We start from the raw sequence: 24,550 nt of genomic DNA, 5'->3' as shown, positions 1-24,550 counted from the left end.
ATCCTTATCAGTATTTACCCCCCGATCACAAAAGCGTGATAAAGCGATTCACCGCGCCCGTGCGCGGCAGTATTCTGTTGGCACCCGGTTTACATAGAAAGGACGTGATATGTACAAGACTATTTTAGTGCCGATCGATATTGAAGAGGACCTGTTGACCGAGCATGCGCTGAAGCATGTGGAATATTTGGCGAAGATGTCCGGCGCTAAAGTGCATTTCTTCCATGCGCTGCCGGATGCCTCGGCGTTTGTTACTGCCTATTCGTTCGGTCTCAAGGAGTTTGAGAATCAGGCGGAGGTGAAGGCGGTGGATAGACTGAAGAAAATCATGTCGGAAATCGATCTGCCGCTGGATCGCCTCAATTACACCGTTAGCTTCGGTTCTGCACGCGATCAGGTGTTGGAACTGGCGGAAGAGATCGACGCCGATCTGATCATCATCGGTTCGCGTCGCCCGAGCGTGAAAACCTATCTGCTGGGGTCCAACGCCGCCGCTATCGTTCGCCATGCCAATATTTCGGTGATGGTGGTCAGATAATCCATCTTAAACTCACCATTTTCGGGCACGCTCTGCGGTTACCGGCCGGCTGCAGAGCGTGCTTTGCGTTTTATTGCCATCCCAGTCTGAACTGCTACGATTTTAGCTGACGTTTTTATGCCAACCGGGCCACCGGCCTTGCGCATATTTTTCATTTCAGCCAGAAGAGGGGCAGCTATGCCATTAGAAGTCGATGGGATTATCAGAGGCGATCGGGGCAGTGAACCGAGCCGTTGGCAACATGCGTCAACCAAACCGCTTATCACGCTGACCTGGCATCACACCATTCCCTGGAACTGTTTGCGTAATGTCTGGAATGGGCTGGTGGCGGGGCAGCATTGGAACGCGCTGGACGAGTTTATGAACCTGATCGGTGTGCCAAACCGCGCGGCGGTGCTCAAACAGATCCAAAATAAGAATCTGCAGGATCGCGATGGATTACACACTCTGGTGACCTGGCAAGGATGGAATATCGTCGAGGGGCCAGGTAATGAGTATCGCGCGCAGGGGGACGATCCCGGTGAAAACTTCGACGGTTGGTCGGGTAAGGGCATGAGCACTAATCAGCAAGCGACGCTGCAGCAGGTCAACGTGTTGTATCAGGTGATGGCGCCGCTGGGAAGCCGTGCGCTGGACGCCGCCAGACAGGCGCCGCCCATTACTGCGGAAGAAGCAGACGTCTTGCAACGGACGATTAAACAGACCCGCCCAACGTTGCGAGGAAAGGAACCGATCCGGTGGCAAGAAGGCATGTGGCATCAGGTGCAGCCGGGTAAAGAGGCGAAACACTTCGCCCGCTGGGACACCAAACCGGTGTGGCGCAAACGCCTGCACAGCGACCTGGCTCAGGCTGGATAAGCCTCTCCCCGCGCCGGGTTGCCGGCGCGGGGCATTAATCCAGCGTTAATCGCACAGCGCCACTATGTCGTCGTACAACGCCTTGGGGATTTCCACGCCGTATTGCTCGCTCTGGCGCCGTTGCCGATAACGGCGTTCGCCGGGGATGCGGGCGCCTTGTGCCTGCATATCGGCAAACATCGCCTCCGCTCCGGCGAAATATTTCGCCTTATCCGCACCGAGAAAACGCTCGGGATCCAACGCGATGACCAGCTCACCGCCGTAAGGCGACGAACCGGTGCCATCGTCATAGGCCAGCGATTCCTTGCTGGTCATATCGCCGATCAGCGGCCCTGCCAGCAATTCAACCATCGCCGCCAGCGCCGAGCCCTTATGCCCGCCGAAGGTCAGCATCGCGCCCTCCAACACGCTGGCGGCATCGGTGGACGGATTGCCTGCCTTATCAATGCCCCAGCCTTCAGGCAGCGGGGTGCCAGCGCGGCGGTGTAATTCGATTTCGCCGCGCGCCGCCGCGCTGGTGGCCATGTCGAACAAAAATGGCGGCCGATCCGGACGCGGCCAGCCGAAGGCGATGGGGTTGGTGCCGAAGAGCGGTCGCGAACCGCCGGCCGGCGTCACCCAGGCGTGGCTGGGCGTGCAGGCCAAGGCCACCAACCCCTGCTCGGTCAGCGGTTCGATATCGGCCCACAGCGCGGAGAAATGCACGCAGCGGTTGATCGCCAGCGCGGCGAGGCCGTTGGCGCGCACTTTATCGATAAAGGCCGGCAGGGCGGTACGGTAGGCCAGCAGGGAGAACGCGCCGCCGGCGTCGGCACGCAAGATGGCCGGCGCCTGGTCGAGCAACCTGGGCATCGCATCGGCAGAAACCTTGCCTGCCCGCAGCGATCGCACGCAGCCCAACAGCCGGTACAGCCCGTGAGAAGCGCAGCCGTCGCGTTCGCCCTGAGTGACATTTTGCGCCACCGCTTCGGCATGCGCCTGATTGAAACCGTTGTTGCGCAGCGTACGCAACGCCAGTTGATAAGCCTGTTCCAGCGACAGCACATGCATGGATGTCATTTCGATGTCCTCCCTGGGATCATTCTTCTTCATCGCCGATAAAATTGGCCTGGGGTAAACAGGTATAGGCGCCCCAGTAGTAAATCGCCAGCGCAATCACCGACATGGTGAGGGTGTCCCATGGATGAGCAATAGCGCCGATGCCGCCGAAGCTGCTGAGGTAGGAAAGCCCGATCACCAGCGCATAGAAGACGATCAGCCACAGCGAGGACCAAATTTGCTGTCGGAGGCTAACGGCGTGGGTTGGCACCTGATTCTTGAACAGGATATAGATGAAGAACATCAAGATCTGCAAGCCGAGCAGCCAGGAGACGGTATCCCAGCCGGACCAGAAGACGATCAGCGCCGAAATGATAAACGACAGCGGGCCGAGCACGCAGAAACCGCGGACCCGGAACGGACGCGGCATATCGGGCGCATTGCGCCGCAGCCCGGCGGCGGTCACCGGGGCGATGGCGTAGCTCAGCACCAGTGCGGCGGATACCACGCCGATCAGTTTTTCCCAGGATGGGAACGGCAGCGTCCAGAATACCGAGAGAGCGAAGGTCAGCCACAGCGCCGGGCGGGGAATACCGGACTCGCCATCCACCCGGGTGAACAGTTTGAAGAAGGTGCCGGCGCGCGCCCAGCCGTAGATCACGCGAGGCGTGGCGTTCATATAGATATTGCCGGTGCCGCTCGGCGAAACGATCGCGTCGCTGACCACCAGAAACGCCAGCCACCCCATGCCCAGCGTGATGGCGATGTCGCGGAACGGCAGGGAGAACTGTTGGCTGATGCCGGCCCAGCCGCCGCTCAGCATCTCGCTGGGGATACTGCCGAGAAACGCTATCTGCAGCAGCACATAGATGATGGTGGACAGCACTACTGACAGGATCAGCGCGATGGGAATGGTGCGCTGCGGCCGTTGCACCTCGCTGGCGACCGAAATGATCGGTGTCAAGCCGAGGTAGGCGAAGATGATGCCGCCGGCGGAAATGGCGGCCTCAACGCCGGCGGAACCGAAGGGAGCAAAGCCCTGGCTGTGCAGGTTTTCCGGTTTGAAAAAGCTGAACAACACCACGATCACCAACAGCGGCACCAGAAACTTCAGCACGCTGATCAGGTTATTGGATTTGGCGAAGGTTTTGACGCTGTAATAGTTGAGCGCGAAGAAAAAGCACAGCAGCGCCAGCTGCACCAGCCAGCCGATCGCTGTTGGATCGCCGGAACCCGGCTGGCTGAGGAACGGGAACCAGGCGGCGGCGTACTGCCGGGCGGCGACGACTTCGATGGCGATCAGGCTGGAGAAGGCGATCAGCGTGATAAACCCCAGCAGATAACCCATCAGTTCGCCGTGCGAGAATACCGGATAGCGAATGATGCCGCCGGCGCGTGGCAGGGCGGCGCCCAGCTCGCAGTAGACGATGCCGAGCAGCAGCACCGCCAGGCCGCCGATCAGCCAGGAATAAATGCCGGCCGGGCCGGCGATGGAGGAGACATGGCTGGCGGCGAACAGCCAACCGGAGCCGAAGATGGCGCCCAGACCGATGAACGTCAGATCGGTGAGCGTAAGCTGCTTCTTGAATTTGCCTTGGGTTGTCATGGTATTACCCTTTTGTTATTGAGTGGCAGGCAGATGCGGCCGAGCTAATGTTGGGCAGGTGAAACCAGGGGATCTCGGGTGTAAACGCCGTTAACCAGTCGCATCAGGTTGAGCGGGTTGGCGTCCTGCAGCGCCGGCGGCAACAGCGCCGCAGGGGTGTTTTGCAAACAGACCGGCCGCAGGAAACGCTCGATGGCCAGCGTGCCTACCGAGGTGCCGCGTGCGTCGCTGGTCGCCGGGTAAGGGCCGCCGTGCACCATGGCGTCGCACACTTCCACCCCGGTCGGATACCCGTTGAACAGCACCCGACCGGCTTTGCGCGCCAACAGTGTCGTCAAACCGGCGGCCACATCGAGATCGTCGTCGTCCGCCAGCAGCGTGGCGGTCAACTGGCCTTGCAATGCCGTTAGCGCCGCATGCAGCTGCATTTCATTATCCACCGCCACCAGGATGCTGACCGGGCCGAAGACCTCCTGTTGCAGCAGCGGGTCAGCCTGCAGCAACAGCGCCTCCTCCGCCTGATAAAGCTGCGCCGCCGCCCGAAGAGCGGGCGTTTCGCTTCGGCCTGCCAGCCGCCGCATACCCGGGTGGGCATCAAGGGCCGCCAGCCCGTGACGGTAGTGCTCCAGGGTGCCGGCATTCAGCATCGGCTGCGGCTCGGCGGCGTTGACCAGGGCACTCATCGTTTCGGTTAACCGATCCAAGGCGGCGCCGCGCAGCGCGACGATCACGCCGGGCTTGGTGCAGAACTGACCGCAGCCGAGTGTGAAGGAAGAGACCAGCTCCTGCGCAATGTGCTGTCCGCGCCGCGCCAACGCCTTGGGCAGGATCACTACCGGATTGATGCTCGACATTTCTGCAAAGACCGGGATAGGTTGAGGGCGTTGCATTGCCAGATCGAACAGCGCTCGGCCGCCTTGCAGCGAGCCGGTGAATCCCACTGCCTGAATCGCCGGATGTTGTACCAAATCAGCCCCCACGCGGTTGCCGAAGATCATGTTGAAGACGCCGGCGGGCATCCTTGTGCGTTCCCGAGCGCGCTCGATCGCCTGAGCGGTCAGCTCGGCGGTGATCATATGGCCGCTGTGCGCCTTGAACACGACCGGGCAGCCGGCGGCGAGCGCGGCGGCGGTATCACCGCCCGCGGTGGAAAACGCCAGCGGGAAGTTGCTGGCGCCGAATACCGCCACCGGGCCGAGCGCCGTGCGGTATTGACGCAGATCGGGGCGCGGCAGGGGGGAACGCTGCGGCAGCGCGCAGTCGATGCGCACCCCCTCGACGTCGCCGCGCCGCAGCAGCGTGGCGAACAGCCGCATCTGGCCGCTGGTTCTGGCGCGTTCGCCGCTCAACCGCGCAGGCGGCAAAGCCGTTTCCTGCATGGCGAAGGCGAAGAAAACATCATCCAATGCGTCTAACTCTTCGGCGATGGCGTCGAGAAAGTTCGCGCGTTGTTCTGCACTGAGTTGCGAATAGGGCGCAAAGGCCGCGGCGGCGGCTTCTGCGGCGGCGGCGGTTTCTGCCGCCGTGGCCTGGTGGAAGCGGTAGCCGGTTGGCTGACCGTCGTCGGCGCGCAGGCTAAACAGCGACGCTTCCCCTTCGGCGCGGCGCTGGCCGCCGATAAATTGTTGGCCGCTGATGGCGGCGTAGCGATCGTTGGGCATCGTTTCCCCCGGTAGATAAAGCATGACGCCCGGCATGGCCGGGCGATGAAGGCGTCACAGGCCGACGTTCGGCAGCGCAGGGCGGGTGGCCAGCGCTTTATCGATCACGGCGTTGATCTCGGTGAGCGTTTCTCCCTGCAGCGCCAGGCGTGGAGGGCGAGTGACAGCGCTGCCGCGGCCGACCCGCTGTTCGCAGAGTTTGATGCACTGCACCAGATCGGGGCGGGCATCGAGGTGCAGTAGCGGCATAAACCAGCTGTATAGCGCCAACGCTTCCTCATAGCGTTTTTCCTTCGCTAGCCGGAACAGGGTTTCCCCTTCGCGCGGGAAGGCATTGGACATGCCGGAGATCCAGCCTTGCGCGCCGACGGCGATGCTTTCCAGCACCACATCGTCCAACCCGGCGAACAGCACGAAGCGATCGCCGACTTCATTGCGCAGGTCGATAAAGCGGCGGGTATCGCCCGACGAGTCTTTGAAGCACACGATGTTCTCGCAGTCGACCAGCGAGGTCAGAATGTCGGGCGTGACGTCATTTTTGTAAATGGGAGGGTTGTTGTAGACCATTATCGGCAGATCGGTCGCGCCAGCGACGCTGCGGAAGTGCGCGGCGGTTTCGTGCGGTTTGGCGGAGTAGACCAGCGCCGGCATCACCATAATCCCGTCGACGCCAGCCTTTTGCGCTTCACGCGCCATGTTCTGCGCGAAGGCGGTGGTGAACTCGGCGATGCCGGCGATCACCGGCACTTTACCGTCGGCGGCGTCTTTCGCCACTTCGATCACCGCCAGTTTTTCCTGCACCGTCATCGAAGTATTTTCACCGACGGTGCCGCACACCACCAGGCCGGAGACGCCGTCGCGCACCAGGTTTTTGATCACCGTATGGGTGGCGTCGAGATCCAGAGAGAAATCGTTGCGAAATTGGGTCGTCACCGCCGGGAATACGCCGCTCCAGCTTATGGTTTTATGGCTCATCGTGTTGTCCTGTCGTCCGAAAGTGTTAATGAAAAGTGAATCTTTGGTAAGGCTCACCGACAGATTGACCGGTATTGCGCAGGGAGGCTTGACGCTTTTCGCCGATTGCCGCGACGAAATTGGCACAATAGCGGCGGAAAACGGGCGTGAAAAATCGGGCGTCGGTACGCCGTGAGAAGAGAAGGTTAACGGGGTAAATCAGCGCGTTAAGCGGAAAGCGTCAGGCGAAAATCGCGTGGCGTGGAGCCGGTCATCGCTTTGAACTGACGGCTGAAGGCGCTGTGATCGGTATAGCCGCACTGCAGCGCGATGTCCGTGATCGGCAGATCGCCGGCCAGGAGTTCCGTGGCCTTTTCCAGCCGCACTTTGTGGATCATCTGGCGCGGGGTGAGGTGGAAGATACGTTTGCAGTAGCGTTCGATCTGCGCCACCGATAACCCGGTCAGCGCCGTCAGCTCTTCAAGCGCGATCGGTCGGGCGTAGTGGCGGCGGATATGCACGTCGATCGCCGCCAGCCGCTGGTAGGCCGGGTGATTGGCTCTGGCCTCCTGCAGATCGTGAGAAATACCCGCCATACCGATGATTTTTCCCTGCGCGTCATACAGCGCCAGCTTTTGCGTCAGACACCAGCCGGTTTCTCGGCCGTTGTACAGGTGCATTTCCAGCTGATCCTGGATCAGCACGCCGTGGCGCAATACCCGCAGATCCTGCTCGGTATAGCCGGATCCGAGCTGAGCGGGAAAAACGTCGGCGGAGGTTTTACCCAGCAGCGGCGTGACGGTTTTGAAACCGCAGCGCCTGGCCAGCGTCAGGTTGGCCAGCAGGTAGCGAGCCTGGGCGTCTTTGATAAAGAACACGACGTTGGGAATCGCGTTCAGCAACGGCGCGATCAGCGCCAGCGTATTCAGCAGATCGCGCAGATTGTTCGGGCGCTGCTGCGCCAGTCCGTCGCACAGGCGCGACAGATGTTCGACGGCAAAAACGTCCTCCTGCTCCGGCAGCCCCACAAGCGAAGGCGGCGAGAGAGAAACCGGAGGCGGGTAGTCTGAAGTGGATCGCATAGCAGTCCCTTTTCGGTCGTTAGCCGGAAAAACAGGCGGGCCAGGTTGGCGCTTTCGCATCAATATTAACTTTTTTGTAACGAAGCAAGCGCTATTTCCGGCGGGCTGCCAAATATGCGGATTGCCGCATACTTTTGCCGGACGGTGTTTGGCGGTTGCTTGAAAACTGCGGCGTTTCTCGCTAGGCAAGGGTTTAGCATGGAAATAACAATATGATAAATAAGTTATTATTATGACAATCGTTAAGTTCATACCCGCGGCGCGTCAGTCCCGACTTTTGTCACTGTGCTGATTTCTTCATTCGCTGCGCCGAAACGCATCAAGCCGTCATGCTCACATTCGTTCAGGCTAATGCTATTGGTAACATCTCATTAACCCAGGAGACGCCGATGGCACTTTCTGCGCATATCACCGCTTTGCGGGCGATCGATTCTCATACCGGCGGAGAGCCGACCCGCCTGATCGTGGAAGGTTTTCCCGATCTTGGCGAGGGTAGCATGGCGGAACGGCGGGCGCGTTTCGCACAACATTATGACGATTGGCGCTGCGCGGTGATGCTCGAACCGCGTGGCAATGACGTGCTGGTGGGGGCGTTGCTGTGCCGCCCCTGCTCGCCACAGGCCACCGCCGGGGTGATCTTCTTTAACAACAGCGGCTATCTGGGCATGTGCGGGCACGGCACCATCGGGCTGGTCGCTTCGCTGGCTCATCTGGGGCGCATCCACGCCGGGCGCCATCTGATCGAGACCCCGGTCGGCCCGGTAAGCGCCACGCTGCATGATGACGGCAGCGTCACGGTGGAGAATGTGGCGGCTTATCGTTACCGCCGCCAGGTGCGGATTGAGGTTGCCGGTCACGGGCCGGTGACGGGCGACATCGCCTGGGGGGGCAACTGGTTCTTCCTGATCGGCGAGTCACCGTTGCTCATTGATAAACACAATCTGGAGGCGTTGACCGCGTTCACCTGGGCGGTGCGGCAGACGTTGGAACAGGCGGGCATCCGCGGTGAAGACGGCGGCGCTATAGACCATATCGAACTGTTCGGTGACGATCCGCAGGCCGACAGCCGCAGCTTCGTGCTGTGTCCCGGCAAAGCCTATGACCGTTCCCCGTGCGGTACCGGCACCAGCGCCAAACTGGCGTGTCTGGCGGCGGACGGCAAACTGCCGCCGGACACGCAGTGGCGGCAGGCCAGCGTGATCGGCAGCGAATTCCAGGCCTATTATCGTTGGAACGGCGATCGCATTGCCCCCTTTATTCGCGGGCAGGCCTATGTGTGCGCCGATAGCCAACTGTTGCTCGACGAACGCGATCCCTTCGTCTGGGGAATACGCTGATGGGCGCCGAGCGGGGAGCCGATGTCATCGTGGTCGGCGCCGGTATCATCGGCGCCGCTTGCGCCTGGCGGCTGGCGCGGGAAGGGTATCGTGTCTCGGTGGTGGACGACCGCCGCGCCGGCGCCACCGCAGCCGGTATGGGGCACCTGGTTTGCATGGACGATAATCCTGCCGAGCTGGCGTTAAGCGCTTATTCGCTGCGGTTGTGGCGCGAAGTGACGGGGCGCATGCCGGAAGCCTGCGCCTGGCGCGGTTGCGGTACGCTGTGGTTGGCGGATCAAGCGGATGAAATGGCCATCGCCGAGCAAAAGCGGGCGCGGCTGGCGGAGCAGGGCGTAGCCGCGGAACTGCTGGCGGCGGAGCAGATCGCCGTCATGGAGCCGATGCTGCGGCATGGCCTGGCCGGCGGACTGCGGGTGCCGGGCGACGGCATTGTGTATGCGCCGCTCGCGGCTCGCTGGCTGTTGGCCGACGGTGGTGCGGCAATTGACGTGGTGCATGGTGAAGCGACAGCGTTGGAGGAGGAAGCCGTGCGGCTGACGGACGGCAGACGTCTGGTCGCGCCGGTGGTGGTCCTGGCCTGCGGCCTTAGGGCCAATAACCTATTGCCACAGACTTTGCTTCACGCCAAGAAGGGCCAACTGGCGATCACCGATCGCTACCCGCCGCGGGTGCGGCATCAACTGGTGGAGCTGGGGTATGGCGCCAGCGCGCATGCCAGCAACGGCACGTCGGTGGCTTTCAATGTGCAGGCGCGGCCCACCGGACAATGGCTGATCGGCTCTTCCCGCCAGTTCGACGCCGTCGATTCGGCGTTGGACATGCCGCTGTTGGCGGCAATGCTTACGCGTGCGCAGCATTTCTTGCCTGCACTGGCGCAGATGAACATCATTCGCTGCTGGACAGGGTTGCGCGCCGCCTCTGCCGACGGGCTGCCGCTGTTGGGCGTGCATCCGCGGCATTCCTGGTTGTGGCTGGCTCTGGGGCATGAGGGATTGGGCGTCACGACTGCACTCGGCAGCGCTGCGCTGATTACTGCGCAGATTGGCCGGCAAACGCCGGAGATTGACGATTCCCCGTATTTGGCTGCGCGGGCGTTTGCCGCCGAGGAGTTGCCTGTATGAATGAAAGACAAAATACGATCGCGTTGAGCATCGATGGAGAACACCGACAGGTGCCGGTTGGTCTCAGCGTTGCTGCGGCGCTCAGCCTGTGCGGCGACGATCGTTGTCGGTTATCTGTTTCACACCAACCGCGCGCTCCCTTTTGCGGCATGGGCGTTTGTCAGGAGTGCCGGGTGACCATTAACGGTCTGCGTCGCCTGGCGTGCCAAACGCTGTGCCAAGCCGGCATGCGCATAGAGAGGAGCGATGATGAGTAACTTCGACTGTGAGGTGCTGATCGTCGGCGCTGGGCCGGCCGGCATGGCGGCGGCGCTGGCCGCTGCGGAAAGTGGTGGCCAGGTGCGAATGATTGATGATAATCCGCATCCCGGCGGGCAAATCTGGCGCGATGGACCGCAGGCGGCGTTGCCTGAAACGGCGAACCGCTATCGGCAGGCGGTGGCGGCGCGGGAAAATATTGCACGGCAGTCCGGCTGCAAGCTGGTGGCGCAGTGTGGCGCTAACCGATTGGCATATGAAGACGCTGAAGGCTGTGGCGTGATTCGCTATCAAAAGCTGATTTTATGCAATGGCGCGCGTGAACTGTTGTTGCCGTTTCCCGGCTGGACGCTGCCGGGGGTGACCGGTGCCGGTGGGCTACAGGCGCAAATCAAGCAGGGATTGGCGATCCGCGGCGAGCGAGTGGTGATAGCCGGCAGTGGTCCGCTGCTGTTGGCGGTGGCCGACAGCGTGAAACAGGCCGGCGGAGAGGTGGTCATGTTGGCGGAGCAGGCGCCGCTTTGGCGGTTGGCGGCGTTTGCCGGCGGCTTGTGGCGCTGGCCGGCCAAACTGCGTCAGGCGTTTTCTTTGATGCCGCATCGTTATCGTGCCGGCAGCAGGGTGCTGGCGGCGTTGGGGCAAGACCGTTTAACCTCGGTGCGTGTCAATAACGGCGGGCGGGAAAGAACGATCGCCTGCGACAGGTTGGCCTGCGGTTTTGGTCTGGTGGCGAACATTGAGTTGGCGATGCTGCTGGGGTGTCGGATAGAACATGACGCCGTGGCGGTGAATCATTGGCAGCAAACCTGCCAAGCGCAAATTTATGCCGCCGGGGAGTGTACCGGCGTCGGCGGCAGTGAATTGGCGCTCACCGAAGGCGCCATTGCCGGTTATGCCGCCACCGGGCAGCGGGAAAAGGCAGAGCGCCTGGCGGCGCAGCGGCGGCGGTGGCGGCGTTTCGCCACGGCGACAGCGGCCGCTTTTGCGCTCGATGAGCGCTTGAATTCGCTGGCCAATCCGCAAACGTTACTGTGCCGCTGCGAAGACGTTACGTTGGAACAGGTACGCCATCAGCCGGATTGGAACACGGCAAAGATGAGCAGCCGCTGTGGCATGGGGGCATGCCAGGGTAAAGTCTGCGCAACGGCGGCGAGGCAGCTTTTGAGCTGGCCTTTACCGTCGCCGCGTGTGCCTTTAACGCCGGTCAGGACGGAAACGCTGGTTGCGCTGGGGCTGAGCCGATGTGATGACGACGGTTGAATGGGTTTGCGGGCATTTCGCCTCAGGCAAACGCCGCCACATCACCATTGCGGCCAATAGTAGGTTTTCTCCCGCCAGCCTTTGCCGTACATACAGGCTTCGATGGTGGCGTCTCGGGCGGACTGATTGCGATCGGTCTGCACTGTTTTAATCGACGGTTCCTTGTCGTAGCGGTATCCCGATGGACAGTCTTTCTTATTCTTCTCGCAAGGAATGTATTTGTTTTCGTAGCTGAACTCCACGTCCCGCACCACGTCCGGGGGGAAGCGATCGTATCCGCGGCTGCGGCATTCGGCATATTCGGCGTTCCGGGTACTCTCAACCGCGCCAGGCCTCTCCCATTGGGTGCAGGCGGTCAACATCAATAACGGCAAAACAATCAAACAACGGCAATTCTTCATGGTGTCCCTAACTCTTTCTCTATCCTGAGGCTCGCAGCCTAGGAATGTTCCTAACTGACGAGGTAGGAAAGTGTAATAAACTGGCGGAACAATTGGAAATGATAATGGTTATTGTTTAGGTATGATTGAGGAAGTGCCGCGTTGAGAGAGGATGTGGCGCATTGAGGGCAGTCTGTAAGGATCCGCGACATCACGGCGAGGGCTGGACGATGTGGCATTGATTTTATTCATTCTCTTTATGCCGCAATGATCCGACCGCAATTGCATCGTTTTGATGAGGGAAATAATATGCAAGCTAAGCATTTTCTTATCTGGTATGAATATTATTTTTATTTAGGATATTTACCCATGCCAAGGATTTAATTCTCGGTATTAATACCTTATTTTTTTATTTCTGTTTTTTTATTGGGTTTTTTTTTCAGGTTTTTTCTGGGGAAGGCTTTTTAGTTACAGGGAATTCATTTGCATTTTAAATTTGGATTTTTTAAATTCATTTTAGAGGAAGGATAACCGTAGGCGACAGAGTCAAAAAAGGAGTTTATTTTGTCTGGGATAAAGAAAACGCCTGAAAGTCATGACGGTTTACCTTCACCATCAGAGGATTATGATACTTTTAAGCACCTCTCCGATGTTGGCGCCGTGTTGGGATATGGGCGAACCCGCTTTTATCAGTGGTGCCGTGGGCGCGGTTTTCTAACCCCGATGAACGTTCCGTCCCATGAAATGATCAGCCTGGGATATATGGTGGCGGTGTTATCAGAGACCGGTCATACCCGGGTTTATGTCACGCAGGATGGTTTCAGTTACGTCAGTGGTGCTTTTGCGGCAGATATCCAACGTGGCATGATCAAGTTTTAAATCTGCAAGAATCGCCTTTATTTCAATGGCTTTAATGCAGAATCTTCTTATCCCTGCAGGTTCGTGAGAGGAGTGGGAAGTTATCCGATTTTTTCGTCTCTGCGGTATGAATGCTACTGGAGACAGCTATTCTCTTGTTACGATAAGCATTATTTTCTTCAGGAGCCAAGGATGAAGCATTACGCCGCGTTGTTATTTGCCTCTGCACTGCTGACGGGGTGTGCGACTCAAGCCGTACCGCCGCAACAGGCTGAGTTGCCCCCCCCAAGCCGTCTGATGCTCTATCAGAATATCCCGGATACGCCTTACGCTACGGTGGTCGTGGTGCGCGACAGCGGCATGCTGGCGGGCAGCTGCCGTACCGGCGTCTATGTGAATGGGGAGTTTGCCGCTTCACTCGAGGCGAAAGAAAAAGCAGAGTTTCGCGTGCCGCCAGGCAATATTTCGGTCAGTATCGGGCAAGATATGATCGAGAACTCTCTATGTATTTGGCGTGAAACCAGCGGCAGCGTGCCGATGACGCTGCGCGCCGGTGAAAGCCGCTATCTGCGCATCGCCGGCGATCGGCAGCGAGGCTTCGTGTTGCAGGCAGGGCGGCCGTAACAGCTCAGGCAAGGGCGTTAATGCCCTTGCCACCATCCCCACAGCGTAATTAATAGCCACGCCGCCGCAATCCAGCACAGTACCGCTGCACCCAGCGCTAACGACAGCCGCAGACTGTTAATCAGGAAATACAGCGAAATCAAATACACCAGGTAGGGCAATACCGCCCACATGCCGAAAATCAGCGTCGTTTTCAGTGCCGCAATTGAACGTTCGCTGCCGACAATGTAATGCGCAATCAGGGCGAAAGTGGGAAAGAGCGGGACTAAACCGGCGATATAATAGTTGCGCGTTTTGGCCAACAGGCCGATCAGAACCACGACCAGCGCGCCGATCAGCGCTTTGACAAGGATGCCCATAACGGTCTCGGGTGTGGGGGAGAAAGTCAACACACTGCCCGAAAGCACGTGCAAGATCAATGGGGTGTGGCGTAGCGTGGTGAAAAGCAGACCCACAAGAAGTGCGGGTCTGGGGCGCAACGCTTACTGACGGTAAGCGTGCTTGATTTGCTGAATGCTGTTCTTGAAGATTTCTGCCTGGGTCGGATCTTCAATCTGCGCGATGAAACGTTCCATGTTGATGATGACTTTCCCGGCGTCGGCCTGGCCGATCGACTTCAAGATCAGCGTCAGCGTAGCTTTGAGGCAGGCAACTTCGGTCGCCAAGATTTCCGGGTTTGCAGACGTAGTGAAATCAACGTTGCTCATTTTCTCTCCTGATTTTCTGAGGCCGTAGCCTGATACAAGCTGCTTTGGCGCACCGCGCGCGGGCTAAAAATTAGCCCCTGGCGCGGCGGTGAATTTAACTGGGCGCGGAGTATAGCATAGCATGAGTCTGCCATCTGCACCGGGCTTGCTCAGGTCACGCAGGTGGGCAACGTTCGCTCATTGCCTGTCTGAATCATCTACTCTCGGCAAGTTATTTCGAGGTGGTTAACAAGTATTTTTCCGGTACGTTATTGTTGAACAATCGGGGTTATTATAATTATTGGGGGCGGAGGCGCCGATTTTACCGACGTTTGCCGGGAATAATAGTTTCGACCGTGGGTTGCCAGACCCGCGTTAGCCGCGGATTTTGTTACGCCTTTAAATATCAAATGATTACAAACAGCCAACAGCCGTGTTAATATTATTCATGTCGTGATTGCTTACACAGATTTCTCCCTCGCGGCATGATTGTCGCGCTATCCTGTGTCAGACGCAGCGCGACGAAATTATTTTCGTCGCCCGATCTTTTCCGACGTGACGATTTATCGGCGGCATAGACGGCTAAAATTGAAAAATCAGCTCTGCTCCGCAAAGTTATTCGGAAGTATGTATTAATCTGTGTTCATTCTTGTCTGAAAAACAAGTAATATCTCTGGCGAAAACAGAGGCCGATTGCGTTACTCCCTTTTTTTGGAGATTTTTCCTTGATTAGCGTTCTTCTTGTTGATGACCACGAACTGGTGCGCGCAGGGATACGACGCATTCTTGAAGATATCAAAGGTATAAAAGTTGTCGGTGAGGCTCAGTGCGGTGAAGACGCCGTAAAATGGTGCCGTGGCAACGCTGTCGATATCGTGCTGATGGACATGAATATGCCGGGCATTGGCGGGCTGGAAGCCACGCGCAAGATTGTGCGTTATGCACCCGACGTCAAAGTCATCATGTTGACCATCCATACTGAAAATCCTTTGCCCGCGAAGGTGATGCAGGCGGGTGCCGCCGGTTACCTGAGCAAGGGCGCCGCGCCGCAGGAAGTGATTAACGCCTTGCGTTCCGTGCATGCCGGGCAGCGCTATATCGCGTCTGATATCGCCCAGCAGATGGCCCTGAGTCAGTTGGAACCGCAGGCTGAAACGCCGTTCAGCTGCTTATCTGAACGCGAGTTACAGATCATGTTGATGATCACCAAAGGCAAAAAAGTGAATGAGATCTCGGAGCAACTGAGTCTCAGCCCGAAAACGGTGAACAGCTACCGTTACCGCATGTTCAGCAAACTGAATATCAGCGGCGACGTTGAATTGACTCACCTGGCCATCCGACATGGATTGTTCAATGCGGAGACGTTGTTAAGCAGTGAATGACCGTTTTGATGCCAAAGCCTTCCTGAGTACCGTCACCAGCCAGCCCGGCGTCTACCGTATGTACGACGCCACGGGTACGGTGATCTACGTCGGTAAAGCCAAAGACCTGAAAAAGCGTCTCGCCAGCTATTTTCGGCAGCAGGTCAGCAGCCGTAAAACCGAGACGCTGGTTAAAAATATCGCGCAAATAGACGTAACGGTTACCCATACTGAGACAGAAGCGCTGTTGTTGGAACATAACTACATTAAATTGTACCAACCGCGATATAATGTTCTTTTGCGAGACGATAAATCTTATCCGCTGATTTTTCTCAGTGCGGATACCCATCCCCGTTTGGCGGTGCATCGCGGCGCCAAACACGCCAAAGGCGAATACTTCGGGCCTTTCCCCAACTCTTACGCCGTGCGCGAAACGCTGGCGCTGCTGCAGAAGCTGTTCCCAATCCGCCAGTGCGAAAACAGCGTGTATCGCAACCGTTCGCGTCCGTGCCTGCAGTATCAGATCGGCCGCTGTCTGGGGCCTTGTGTTGCCGGCCTGGTGAGCGAAGAAGAGTACCGGCAGCAGGTGGACTACGTGCGGCTGTTTCTTTCTGGCAAAGATCAGCAGGTATTGCACCAGCTGATTGAGCGTATGGAAGAAGCCAGCAAACTGCTTAATTTCGAAGAGGCGGCGCGCATTCGCGATCAAATTCAGGCCGTGCGCCGCGTTACCGAACGGCAGTTCGTGTCGGGCGACAGCGACGATCTGGACGTGATCGGCGTGGCGTTCGATGCCGGTATGGCGTGCCTGCACGTGCTGTTCATCCGTCAGGGCAAGGTGCTGGGCAGCCGCAGCTATTTCCCTAAAGTGCCGGGCGGCACGGATATGGGCGAGGTGGTGCAGACCTTTGTCGGCCAGTTCTATCTGCAAGGCAGCCAGGCGCGTACGCTGCCCGGCGAGATCCTGCTGGATTTCAGTCTGCCGGAAAAAGACCTGCTTGCGGAATCGCTTTCCGAGTTGGCGGGGCGCAAGATCCAAATCCAAAGCAAACCGCGCGGCGATCGCGCCCGTTATTTGAAACTGGCGCGCACCAACGCGGCAACGGCGTTGACCACCAAGCTGTCGCAACAGTCGACGATCCATCAGCGGCTGGCGGAGTTGGCCAAAGTGCTGAACCTGACGGAAATCAACCGTATGGAGTGCTTCGATATCAGCCATACCATGGGTGAGCAGACCGTGGCTTCGTGCGTGGTGTTCGACGGAAACGGCCCCGTGCGAGCGGAGTATCGGCGTTACAATATCAGCGGCATCACTCCTGGCGATGACTACGCGGCGATGACGCAGGTGCTGAAGCGCCGTTACGGCAAAGCGCTGGAAGAGAAAAAGATCCCGGATGTCATCTTTATCGACGGCGGTAAAGGGCAGCTCGGCATGGCGATCGACGTATTCAAATCGCTGAATGTTACCTGGGACAAGAATAAGCCGCTGCTGATCGGCATCGCCAAAGGTGCCGACCGCAAGGCAGGGTTGGAAACGTTGTTCTTCGTCCCGGAAGGTGAAGGGATTTCTCTGCCGCCGGATTCGCCGGCGCTGCATGTGATCCAACACATCCGCGACGATTCGCACAATCATGCCATTACCGGTCACCGGCAGAGAAGGGCGAAAGTCAGAAATACCAGCGCATTGGAGCTGATTGAAGGCGTAGGGCCGAAACGGCGCCAGGTGCTGTTGAAGTATATGGGCGGACTGCAACCTTTGTTGAACGCCAGCGTGGAGGAAATTGCAAAAGTGCCGGGTATTTCACAAGCATTGGCAGAAAAGATCTACAATGCATTGAAACACTGAGGGCAATGTAGCAACATACTCTTAATTTCCACTCTAGCCAGATAGTTACCGTAGCATTATGCAATTGAATATACCGACTTGGCTTACCCTGTTTCGCGTAGTTCTGATCCCATTCTTTGTGCTGGCGTTTTATCTGCCGTTCAACTGGGCTCCGATGGTTTGCGCCGTTATCTTTGTGTTTGCCGCCGTCACCGACTGGTTTGACGGCTTCCTGGCACGTCGCTGGAAACAAACGACGCGCTTCGGAGCGTTTTTGGATCCGGTCGCGGATAAAGTGATGGTGGCGGTGGCGCTGGTGCTGGTGGCGGAACATTACCACAGCTGGTGGATCACGCTGCCGGCGGCCACCATGATCGCCCGTGAAATCATCATTTCGTCGCTGCGCGAGTGGATGGCGGAAATTGGCAAACGCAGCAGCGTGGCGGTGTCCTGGATAGGCAAAGTGAAAACCATGGCGCAGATGATGTCACTGGTGGGCTTGCTGTGGCGGCCGGATCGCTCCGTGGAGTATGTGGCGATTGGCTTATTGTATATCGCAGCGGTGCTGACTTTCTGGTCGATGTTCCAATATTTGAACGCGGCACGCAACGATCTGCTGGAACCGTGATCGATACGCTGCAAAAATCGGCAAACGATCGTGGTGAGCCAACAATTTTATTGACTCATCACGTCAGGTAAGTAGAATGCATCGCATCAGACGACAACGATGAATTGCCGAAAGATGGCAAAGAAATCAGTCAGTTCTGGTAACGCGGGAATAGCTCAGTTGGTAGAGCGCAACCTTGCCAAGGTTGAGGTCGCGAGTTCGAGCCTCGTTTCCCGCTCCAAATATTGGCCTGTTGGATCTCCGCGATTCGGCAGGTAAGAGAAAGGGGCTTCGGCCCCTTTTTCGTTTTTTATTCCTTTGCCGTCCGGCGAAACCTGTCTGCATCTTCCTGCATCGACTATTGTCCCTATCTCTCCTGTCGTTTTCCTGCCGTAGGATGCCCCGTTGAACGGCGAAAACAGGCACATTTGATTGGGCATCGTGCCGGTGCTTTGTGGGGGGATTGATGCCGACCCATCGTGCGCTGGAAAACCTGACGTCAGTCTCCAGCTTTGCAGTTACGTTGGCCGTTCAGGGCGGCGGAGATTGCGCGATGTCTCCCATGATGATGTTTTGCATGATATCCCATCATCATAAGCAGGTGAAAAAGCCGGAGAGAGGTGCGTAAGCGATTCATGTCGAGAAAAAGGATCCGATTTGCCCGTGAAAATCCCCGAGCCGATGCATATAAATTCAACATTCCGCTTGCCTTTCAGTTGGCATTGTGAACAGTGCGCCCACAAAATAAGCAGTTGAAAGCGTTAGAGAACTTTTTGCTATTTCGGGGGGTTGCCAAGGTGGGGGGTTTAGTCCATAATGCAGTCCATCGATTCGGCGGTAACGAAATAAATTACTTAAGAATCAGATGATTAAGATATGCGATTTCAACATCGCGGTTAAAAAGAACAAAACGAAGTGGGTGAATCACCGGCTTTGGCCTGAAAAGGCAAACAGAATAAAGGCGCGTTAACAAAGCGGTTATGTAGCGGATTGCAAATCCGTCCAGTCCGGTTCGACTCCGGAACGCGCCTCCAACTTTCCCGAGCCCGGGTGGTGAAATCGGTAGACACAAGGGATTTAAAATCCCTCGGCTTATGGCTGTGCGGGTTCAAGTCCCGCCCCGGGTACCAGGGAACGAAAATACCGAATAATCAAAGCAATAAGTAGTAATGTCGTAGACCGCCGAGAGGCGGTTTTTTTGTTTCTGTCATTCGCATCACACCTGCATTCCTCCCTGTCTTGTCATGCCTTATACCCATGGATTGTCATCCTGCTTGCAGGGAGCCCCGCAGGGCTCCAAAGTACAACTCATAAGAAACCGAACGCCGCAGCGAGGATCCAGCCGAAGACGCAGGAGACGCTGACGCCGATCAGGCCGGGCAGAATAAAGCTGTGGTTGATCACGAAGCGGCCGATGCGGGTGGTGCCGGAGCGATCGAACTGGATTGCCGCCAGATCGCTGGGGTAGGTTGGCAGAATGTAATAACCGTAACAGGCCGGCGCCGAAGCGACGATATAGGCAGGGTTAACCCCGATCGCCAGCGCCACCGGCACCAGCGCCGCCAGTGCGGCGGCCTGCGAGTTGACGAATTTCGACACCAGCAGCAGGATCAGCGCATAGGCCCAAGGGTACTCTTTCACCAACACACCCAGTGTGGCCTCGATCTGCGCCAGGTGCGCGCCGAACATGGTTTCCGCCATCCAGGCAACACCATACACCGCCACGATGGCGATCATGCCGGAACGGAATACCTCGTTTTTAGAGATAGACGCCGGGTTGGTGCGGGTGATGATAACGATCAACGCCCCGGCCATCAGCATGCACATCTGGATCACCAGAACCATGGAAAGTGGCTTGCCGCCGAAGCTGGGCCGCAGGCCGGAAAAGGCTCCCAGCACCGCCACCAGGGAGATGGTGGCGAGGAAAATCCACATGGCGATCCAGTTGCTGCGCGGCAATACCCGGTCCAGCAGGGTAGCGGCGTCGCCGTAGACGTAGCGATGGTTTTCCGGCACCGAGATGAACTTCTGGAACTCCGGGTCTTTGTCCAAGTCTTTGCCGCGGAACCAGCTGAAGATGCCGATCGCCAGAATGCCGCACAGCGTCGAAGGGATGGTGATAGACAGCAGATCGAGGAATTCCAGATGGCGGCCATTGAAGGTGTAGCTGCTGAGCATCGCCACCAGTGACACCACCGCCACCGACACCGGGCTGGCGATAATGCCCATCTGCGCGCCGATCGAACTGGCCGCCATCGGCCGTTCCGGGCGGATATTGTTTTTGATCGCCACGTCATAGATGATCGGCAAGATGGTGTACACCACATGGCCGGTGCCGCACAGGATAGTGAGAATGCAGGTGACGAAGGGGGCGATGATCGAGACATAACGCGGGTTGCGCCGCAGCATCCGCTCGGCGATCTGCAGCATGACGTCCAACCCGCCTGAAGCCTGCAGGGTGGCGGAGGCCGCCACCACCGCGATGATCACCAGCATCACGTCTACCGGCGGTTTGCCGGGCTGCAGGTGAAAGCCAAACACCAGGATCATCAAACCGATGCCGCCCAGTAACCCCAGCGCAATGCCGCCCTTACGCGCCCCATACAGCAGGCATGCCAATATAACCGCTAATTGCAGAAAGAAATCCATGATAGATACGCCTTAAAATGTTGAACTTAACTGCGTTCAGTTTCCGGCGGTGTTTACAGTAGAAAGTTGTTTTAAATCTAAAGGCGCTTAAAAATTGTGGTTATTGACTCTAAAGAGTGATGATGGTCACGTTCAGAGAATCTGAAGAGCAGGCGGCTGACGACATCAGCACGAAAAAACAAGCCAAGAGGTCAGACCTCTCCTATATAACCGGTTTGCCACCAGAGGAGAGAGCAATGGATCCGACAAAAATGACCGGGCTGGCGTTATTACAGGCTGCGATGGCTGGCAAGATCCCGCCGGCCTCGATCGCTGAAACCGTGCCCATGAAACCGGTCGCGGTGGAAGAGGGGTATATCCGCATCGCGGCGCGGGCCGACGGGCGCCATCTGAATCCACTGGGGGGCGTACATGGCGGTTTCGCCGCCACGGTTTTGGACTCGGTGACCGGTTGCGCGGTGCACAGTACGCTGGGCGCGGGGATTGGCTATGGCACCGTCGATCTGCAGGTTAAAATGTTGCGCCCTGTGCCGAAGGAAACTGATCTGATCGCCGAGGGGCGTTTGGTCTATGCGGCGAAGAACGTCGCTTTCGCTGAAGGCACGCTCAAAACGGCGGAAGGGAAGCTGCTGGCTTCAGCAACCGCCACTTGTTTTATTATTCGCCCCGCCGAACAAGCACCGCAATAACCTGCTCTTTATCGGGCTTCGGGCTATCAACCCGGAGCCTGATGCATTTATCTTTGGCTGCATACCTTGCTGCGCTACGATGGCAGGCGCGATACGCCATTGTGGTCTAGTATTCTTGGGTGAAAATTTATCGGGGTGATTATGCAGCCGTATAAAGAGGTTGAGTTTGATCATGAGCTTTGTCTGGCGATCGGCAAAGCCGTATTAGACGTGGTGGCGCAGGGGGAAGAAACCAGCGCTCCGGCGGTGATGAACGCGATTGAGCGGTCGGTGGAGCAGGGGCTGGATGATGACGAAACCGCCATCGCCGACGACGCTCTGGATTTGATGGCTCGTCTCATCCACGGCTTCAGATTCATTAATCTCGCGGGTGAAGAGGATACTTCCCATGCATTGGTTGAATTTCAAGCGCTACAAGAGTGATGTTGCCAAACAGGCTGTGCCGCCGCATTTGAATGCGGCTGAGTTTGCGCGGCATTACGCTGACAAGCCGCAAGTCGATACGGAAGAGTACCTTTCGTTGAGCGGGGAGATGTGCTGGGATGCGGTGGTGCTTTGCGCTCATCGTTCAGGCGCGCTCAGCAAGGCGAAATACAAGCAGCTGTGGCTGACGGTGTTCGATAAGCAATACAAACATTTCGTCAGCCCTGATGATACCGAGATCCGCACCATGGCGGATATGCTGCGCGCGCCGCAGGGATGTTTTATCGGTATATTTTCCATGCGCGACGCGGCGGCGCCCCGTTTGCTGCATGCCATGATCGGCACCGGCGCGGGATTTGCCGCGGGCAATAAAAATCTTTGCATCGGCGTGGGGGGCGCGGTCGGTTGGGAAAATCTCAATCTGGCGCGCGATCTGCGCTGGCAGCCGGAAGGCGGTTTTTTACGCCAAGGCGACAACGAAGTGCTGCGCATTTTTTATCGGCCTTTCCCCGCCTGAACCACCGGTCCGCAGGCTTTTTAGGATAAAAAACCGCCGTCCGGCGGTTTTTTTTTGCTTACTTAAACCCGCCGTTGCGCATGAACTCAAGACCGGCGGTGGTGATCCGCGTTTGATGCGGATCGATATCATAGTTGTTCTCGTCGATGTCGCTCATCACGTAGGCTTGTATCAGCCCCTTGGTTTTGAGATAGGCGAAGGGATCGGCGAAGGCGTGCGGGCTGGTGGCGTCCTGCTTCCACAGTTCGTAGGTTTTTTCATCCAGCGTGCCGGGGTGATTGGCGGCCAGCCGGGTCAGGATCTGATTGTAGAACTCATAGTCGGTCATGATGCAGTCCTCTTTATCGCGAGCGACAGTCTCGGAAAATAGCGTAATGTCTATCAATCATAGCCGAAGTTTTCCACCGCCTGCGGCGGCGTCGGGTTAGCCGCGTTGGCTTTCAATCCAGTGAAACAGACGTGAAATGCTGCAGGTGATATCGCCAATGTTGAAGAGCGCGCCGAGCCACAGGGTCAGCATCACCAGGATGCCGATGATGATGGGAAGGTCCATTTTGCTCATGATTATGTTCTTCATCAATAAAGAGTGTGCGGCAAAGCGTACCACCAATCCTGATTGTCATAAAAATGCGCTGCGCATTATTTCTTTTGAAATCAAAGTAAAAAAGCCACCCAAACGGGTGGCTTTTGTCTTTCAGCGGCGATCAGTCCAGCTTGGGGTGCTGGTCTATCAGGATCTGCTTTTTCTTTTCCAGCTCGGCGATCTGCGCGTTGATGTCCTCGACTTTCTGTTCGATATTGTCGTAGGTCTCCTGCAGCAGTTCTTTCGCTTCGGTACGGTCAGAAGCGGCCGGCGTCGCGCCGCGCAGCGGCTTGTTGGCGGTCTCTTTCATGTACAGACCGGTGATAAGACCGATCACCGCCACAACCATCAGGTAGTAGGCCGGCATGTACAGGTTGCCGGTCGCTTCGACCAGCCAGGCAGCGGCGGTCGGTGTCGCACCGGCGATCAGTACCGAAATGTTGAACGAAATCGCCAGCGCGCTGTAGCGAATGTGCGTCGGGAACATTGCCGGCAGAATCGAGGCCATCACCCCGGTGAAGGAGTTGAGCAGCACCGCCAGCACCAGCAGACCGACGAAGATCAGGCCGATGACGTTGCTGTTGATCAAAATGAAGCACGGGATCGCTAGCGCCAACAGGCCGATGCTGCCGCCGATGATGAACGGCTTACGGCCGATACGGTCGCTGGTCAGGCCGATCACCGGCTGCACGAACAGCATGCCGATCATGATGGCGATGATGATCAGAACGCCGTGATCCTCCGAGTAGTGCAGGTTATGCGACAGGTAACTCGGCATGTAGGTCAACAGCATGTAATAGGTCACGTTGGTGGAAATCACGATACCGACGCACACCAGCAAACTTTTCCAGTGTTTGGCCGCGATCTCTTTGAACGAGGTTTTCGGCGGATTTTCGATGGCGTTGCGATCCTCTTTCTCCATCTTATCCACGTGCTGCTGGAACGCCGGGGTTTCTTCCAGCGCATGGCGCAAATAGAGACCGATCAGGCCCAGCGGCGCGGCGATGAAGAACGGAATGCGCCAGCCCCAGTCGAGGAAGTTAGCTTCGCCGACGATGCTGGAGATCAGCACCACAACGCCTGCACCCATCACAAAGCCGGCAATGGAGCCGAAATCCAGCCAGCTCCCCATAAAGCCGCGTTTGCGGTCCGGCGAGTATTCGGCGACGAAGATCGCCGCGCCGGAATATTCACCGCCGACGGAGAAGCCCTGCGCCAGTTTGGCCAGCAGCAGCAGGATCGGAGCCCAGATGCCGATCGACGCATAGGACGGGATCAGGCCGATACAGAAGGTGCTGACCGCCATGATGATAATGGTGACCGAGAGGACTTTTTGCCGGCCGAACTTGTCGCCCATGGCGCCGAAGAACAGGCCGCCGAGCGGACGCACCAGGAAGGGCACGGAGAAGGTCGCCAGCGCGGCGATCATTTGTACGCCGGGCGAGGCGCCGGGGAAGAAGACCTGGCCAAGTGCGTAGGCGACAAAGCCGTATACGCCGAAGTCGAACCACTCCATCGCATTGCCCAGGGCCGCTGCGGTGATCGCCTTCTTGAGTTTGCTGTCATCGATGATGGTGATGTCGTTAATGTGCATCGGTTTATGTCGTTTTTTTCTTAACTTCATATAATCAT

General features: G+C 57.7%; 27 protein-coding genes and 3 tRNA genes. 18 read left to right on the top strand and 12 right to left on the bottom strand.

Going from position 1 to position 24,550, the window contains the following annotated elements; all coding sequences use genetic code 11:
• The first annotated feature begins 109 nt into the window (after window positions 1–109).
• Together CRO23_RS15265 and CRO23_RS15260 are read left to right on the top strand one after the other, a co-directional pair.
• Window positions 110–538 (top strand): universal stress protein, encoded by a 429-nt coding sequence (locus CRO23_RS15265; RefSeq protein ID WP_004927993.1) that lies wholly within the window; start codon window positions 110–112, stop codon window positions 536–538.
• 177 nt (window positions 539–715) lie between these two features.
• Complete coding sequence (locus CRO23_RS15260) at window positions 716–1,396, top strand: hypothetical protein (protein ID WP_028128011.1); 681 nt, start codon at window positions 716–718, stop codon at window positions 1,394–1,396.
• Window positions 1,397–1,441: 45 nt separating this feature from the next.
• Here CRO23_RS15260 and CRO23_RS15255 read toward each other — a convergent pair whose 3' ends face one another.
• From CRO23_RS15255 to CRO23_RS15240, 4 genes are read right to left on the bottom strand one after another with little or no spacing between them, the layout of a single operon-like run.
• Window positions 1,442–2,455 (bottom strand): Ldh family oxidoreductase, encoded by a 1,014-nt coding sequence (locus tag CRO23_RS15255; RefSeq protein ID WP_028128275.1) that lies wholly within the window; start codon window positions 2,453–2,455, stop codon window positions 1,442–1,444.
• Between the two features lie 19 nt (window positions 2,456–2,474).
• Window positions 2,475–4,040: an APC family permease gene (locus CRO23_RS15250; RefSeq protein WP_079449421.1), complete on the bottom strand. Its 1,566-nt coding sequence runs from the start codon at window positions 4,038–4,040 to the stop codon at window positions 2,475–2,477.
• Between the two features lie 44 nt (window positions 4,041–4,084).
• Window positions 4,085–5,701 carry an aldehyde dehydrogenase (NADP(+)) gene (locus tag CRO23_RS15245; protein WP_097102383.1) on the bottom strand — a complete coding sequence of 539 codons (1,617 nt, stop codon included), beginning with the start codon at window positions 5,699–5,701 and terminating at the stop codon, window positions 4,085–4,087.
• A gap of 54 nt (window positions 5,702–5,755) precedes the next feature.
• The gene (locus CRO23_RS15240) at window positions 5,756–6,676 is read right to left on the bottom strand and encodes a dihydrodipicolinate synthase family protein (protein ID WP_016928251.1); all 921 of its coding nucleotides are present in this window, start codon (window positions 6,674–6,676) and stop codon (window positions 5,756–5,758) included.
• A 28-nt stretch (window positions 6,677–6,704) separates the two neighbouring features.
• Between CRO23_RS15240 and CRO23_RS25110 the strand changes: the two genes are divergently transcribed.
• On the top strand, window positions 6,705–6,851 hold the full coding sequence (locus CRO23_RS25110) for a hypothetical protein (protein ID WP_153303148.1): 147 nt from the start codon (window positions 6,705–6,707) through the stop codon (window positions 6,849–6,851).
• Window positions 6,852–6,882: 31 nt separating this feature from the next.
• Here the strand turns inward: CRO23_RS25110 and CRO23_RS15235 are convergent, their stop codons facing one another.
• Window positions 6,883–7,737, bottom strand: coding sequence for an AraC family transcriptional regulator (locus CRO23_RS15235; RefSeq protein WP_031300114.1), 855 nt, complete (start codon window positions 7,735–7,737; stop codon window positions 6,883–6,885).
• A 389-nt stretch (window positions 7,738–8,126) separates the two neighbouring features.
• Here CRO23_RS15235 and CRO23_RS15230 point away from each other — a divergent pair, with 389 nt between their 5' ends.
• The 4 genes from CRO23_RS15230 to CRO23_RS15215 are packed head-to-tail and all read left to right on the top strand — an operon-like array spanning window position 8,127 to window position 11,716.
• On the top strand, window positions 8,127–9,074 hold the full coding sequence (locus tag CRO23_RS15230; RefSeq protein WP_097102381.1) for a 4-hydroxyproline epimerase: 948 nt from the start codon (window positions 8,127–8,129) through the stop codon (window positions 9,072–9,074).
• The gene (locus tag CRO23_RS15225; protein ID WP_097102379.1) at window positions 9,074–10,198 is read left to right on the top strand and encodes an NAD(P)/FAD-dependent oxidoreductase; all 1,125 of its coding nucleotides are present in this window, start codon (window positions 9,074–9,076) and stop codon (window positions 10,196–10,198) included. The genes CRO23_RS15230 and CRO23_RS15225 overlap by 1 nt, the downstream gene beginning before the upstream one ends.
• Entirely contained in the window at window positions 10,195–10,455 is a 261-nt protein-coding gene (locus CRO23_RS15220) for a (2Fe-2S)-binding protein (RefSeq protein ID WP_071525942.1), read from the top strand. The genes CRO23_RS15225 and CRO23_RS15220 overlap by 4 nt, the downstream gene beginning before the upstream one ends.
• The gene (locus tag CRO23_RS15215) at window positions 10,448–11,716 is read left to right on the top strand and encodes an FAD-dependent oxidoreductase (RefSeq protein WP_016928247.1); all 1,269 of its coding nucleotides are present in this window, start codon (window positions 10,448–10,450) and stop codon (window positions 11,714–11,716) included. The genes CRO23_RS15220 and CRO23_RS15215 overlap by 8 nt, the downstream gene beginning before the upstream one ends.
• Before the next feature lie 41 nt (window positions 11,717–11,757).
• Here CRO23_RS15215 and CRO23_RS15210 read toward each other — a convergent pair whose 3' ends face one another.
• On the bottom strand, window positions 11,758–12,117 hold the full coding sequence (locus tag CRO23_RS15210) for a hypothetical protein (RefSeq protein ID WP_004927961.1): 360 nt from the start codon (window positions 12,115–12,117) through the stop codon (window positions 11,758–11,760).
• Window positions 12,118–12,660: 543 nt separating this feature from the next.
• Here CRO23_RS15210 and CRO23_RS24775 point away from each other — a divergent pair.
• Entirely contained in the window at window positions 12,661–12,975 is a 315-nt protein-coding gene (locus CRO23_RS24775) for a hypothetical protein (protein WP_033633390.1), read from the top strand.
• A 171-nt stretch (window positions 12,976–13,146) separates the two neighbouring features.
• Window positions 13,147–13,578 (top strand): hypothetical protein, encoded by a 432-nt coding sequence (locus tag CRO23_RS15205; RefSeq protein WP_028128013.1) that lies wholly within the window; start codon window positions 13,147–13,149, stop codon window positions 13,576–13,578.
• A gap of 17 nt (window positions 13,579–13,595) precedes the next feature.
• On the opposite strand, the gene CRO23_RS15200 is transcribed toward CRO23_RS15205, so the two are convergent.
• The gene (locus tag CRO23_RS15200; RefSeq protein ID WP_016928244.1) at window positions 13,596–13,937 is read right to left on the bottom strand and encodes a GlpM family protein; all 342 of its coding nucleotides are present in this window, start codon (window positions 13,935–13,937) and stop codon (window positions 13,596–13,598) included.
• A gap of 123 nt (window positions 13,938–14,060) precedes the next feature.
• A complete protein-coding gene (locus tag CRO23_RS15195) occupies window positions 14,061–14,285 on the bottom strand; it encodes a DUF2594 family protein (RefSeq protein WP_004927950.1) in 225 nt (74 codons plus the stop codon).
• A gap of 704 nt (window positions 14,286–14,989) precedes the next feature.
• On the opposite strand from CRO23_RS15195, the gene uvrY reads away from it, so the two are divergent.
• From uvrY to CRO23_RS15165, 6 genes are all read left to right on the top strand, one after another.
• Complete coding sequence (gene uvrY, locus CRO23_RS15190; RefSeq protein WP_004927947.1) at window positions 14,990–15,646, top strand: UvrY/SirA/GacA family response regulator transcription factor; 657 nt, start codon at window positions 14,990–14,992, stop codon at window positions 15,644–15,646.
• Window positions 15,639–17,471, top strand: a complete 1,833-nt coding sequence (gene uvrC, locus CRO23_RS15185) for an excinuclease ABC subunit UvrC (RefSeq protein WP_004927940.1) — start codon at window positions 15,639–15,641, stop codon at window positions 17,469–17,471. The genes uvrY and uvrC overlap by 8 nt, the downstream gene beginning before the upstream one ends.
• A 58-nt stretch (window positions 17,472–17,529) precedes the next feature.
• Window positions 17,530–18,078 (top strand): CDP-diacylglycerol--glycerol-3-phosphate 3-phosphatidyltransferase, encoded by a 549-nt coding sequence (pgsA, locus tag CRO23_RS15180; RefSeq protein ID WP_004927937.1) that lies wholly within the window; start codon window positions 17,530–17,532, stop codon window positions 18,076–18,078.
• 144 nt (window positions 18,079–18,222) lie between these two features.
• Window positions 18,223–18,298: transfer RNA gene (locus tag CRO23_RS15175), tRNA-Gly, on the top strand.
• Window positions 18,299–19,017: 719 nt separating this feature from the next.
• A tRNA-Cys gene (locus CRO23_RS15170) sits at window positions 19,018–19,091 on the top strand.
• Window positions 19,092–19,101: 10 nt separating this feature from the next.
• Window positions 19,102–19,187, top strand: a tRNA-Leu gene (locus tag CRO23_RS15165).
• A gap of 178 nt (window positions 19,188–19,365) precedes the next feature.
• Here CRO23_RS15165 and CRO23_RS15160 read toward each other — a convergent pair.
• Entirely contained in the window at window positions 19,366–20,706 is a 1,341-nt protein-coding gene (locus tag CRO23_RS15160; protein ID WP_097102377.1) for an anaerobic C4-dicarboxylate transporter, read from the bottom strand.
• 122 nt (window positions 20,707–20,828) lie between these two features.
• Here CRO23_RS15160 and CRO23_RS15155 point away from each other — a divergent pair, with 122 nt between their 5' ends.
• The 3 genes from CRO23_RS15155 to CRO23_RS15145 all read left to right on the top strand — a co-directional run bounded on the left by CRO23_RS15155 (window position 20,829) and on the right by CRO23_RS15145 (window position 22,335).
• Window positions 20,829–21,395 carry a PaaI family thioesterase gene (locus CRO23_RS15155; protein ID WP_239511171.1) on the top strand — a complete coding sequence of 189 codons (567 nt, stop codon included), beginning with the start codon at window positions 20,829–20,831 and terminating at the stop codon, window positions 21,393–21,395.
• Between the two features lie 141 nt (window positions 21,396–21,536).
• Window positions 21,537–21,818 carry a hypothetical protein gene (locus CRO23_RS15150; protein ID WP_016928239.1) on the top strand — a complete coding sequence of 94 codons (282 nt, stop codon included), beginning with the start codon at window positions 21,537–21,539 and terminating at the stop codon, window positions 21,816–21,818.
• Window positions 21,784–22,335, top strand: coding sequence for a hypothetical protein (locus tag CRO23_RS15145; protein ID WP_097102375.1), 552 nt, complete (start codon window positions 21,784–21,786; stop codon window positions 22,333–22,335). The genes CRO23_RS15150 and CRO23_RS15145 overlap by 35 nt, the downstream gene beginning before the upstream one ends.
• A 58-nt stretch (window positions 22,336–22,393) precedes the next feature.
• Here CRO23_RS15145 and CRO23_RS15140 read toward each other — a convergent pair whose 3' ends face one another.
• From CRO23_RS15140 to proP, 3 genes are all read right to left on the bottom strand, one after another.
• A complete protein-coding gene (locus tag CRO23_RS15140; protein WP_016928237.1) occupies window positions 22,394–22,663 on the bottom strand; it encodes a hypothetical protein in 270 nt (89 codons plus the stop codon).
• A gap of 96 nt (window positions 22,664–22,759) precedes the next feature.
• Complete coding sequence (locus CRO23_RS25105) at window positions 22,760–22,897, bottom strand: hypothetical protein (protein WP_162531381.1); 138 nt, start codon at window positions 22,895–22,897, stop codon at window positions 22,760–22,762.
• Between the two features lie 142 nt (window positions 22,898–23,039).
• Complete coding sequence (proP, locus tag CRO23_RS15135; RefSeq protein ID WP_004927916.1) at window positions 23,040–24,542, bottom strand: glycine betaine/L-proline transporter ProP; 1,503 nt, start codon at window positions 24,540–24,542, stop codon at window positions 23,040–23,042.
• Window positions 24,543–24,550 lie beyond the last annotated feature (8 nt).

The organism is Serratia sp. JKS296, from assembly GCF_900215445.1.
Lineage (GTDB): Bacteria > Pseudomonadota > Gammaproteobacteria > Enterobacterales > Enterobacteriaceae > Serratia > Serratia marcescens.
The sequence above is the reverse complement of the archived record's forward strand: the minus strand, read 5'-3'. Positions and strand labels throughout refer to the sequence as shown.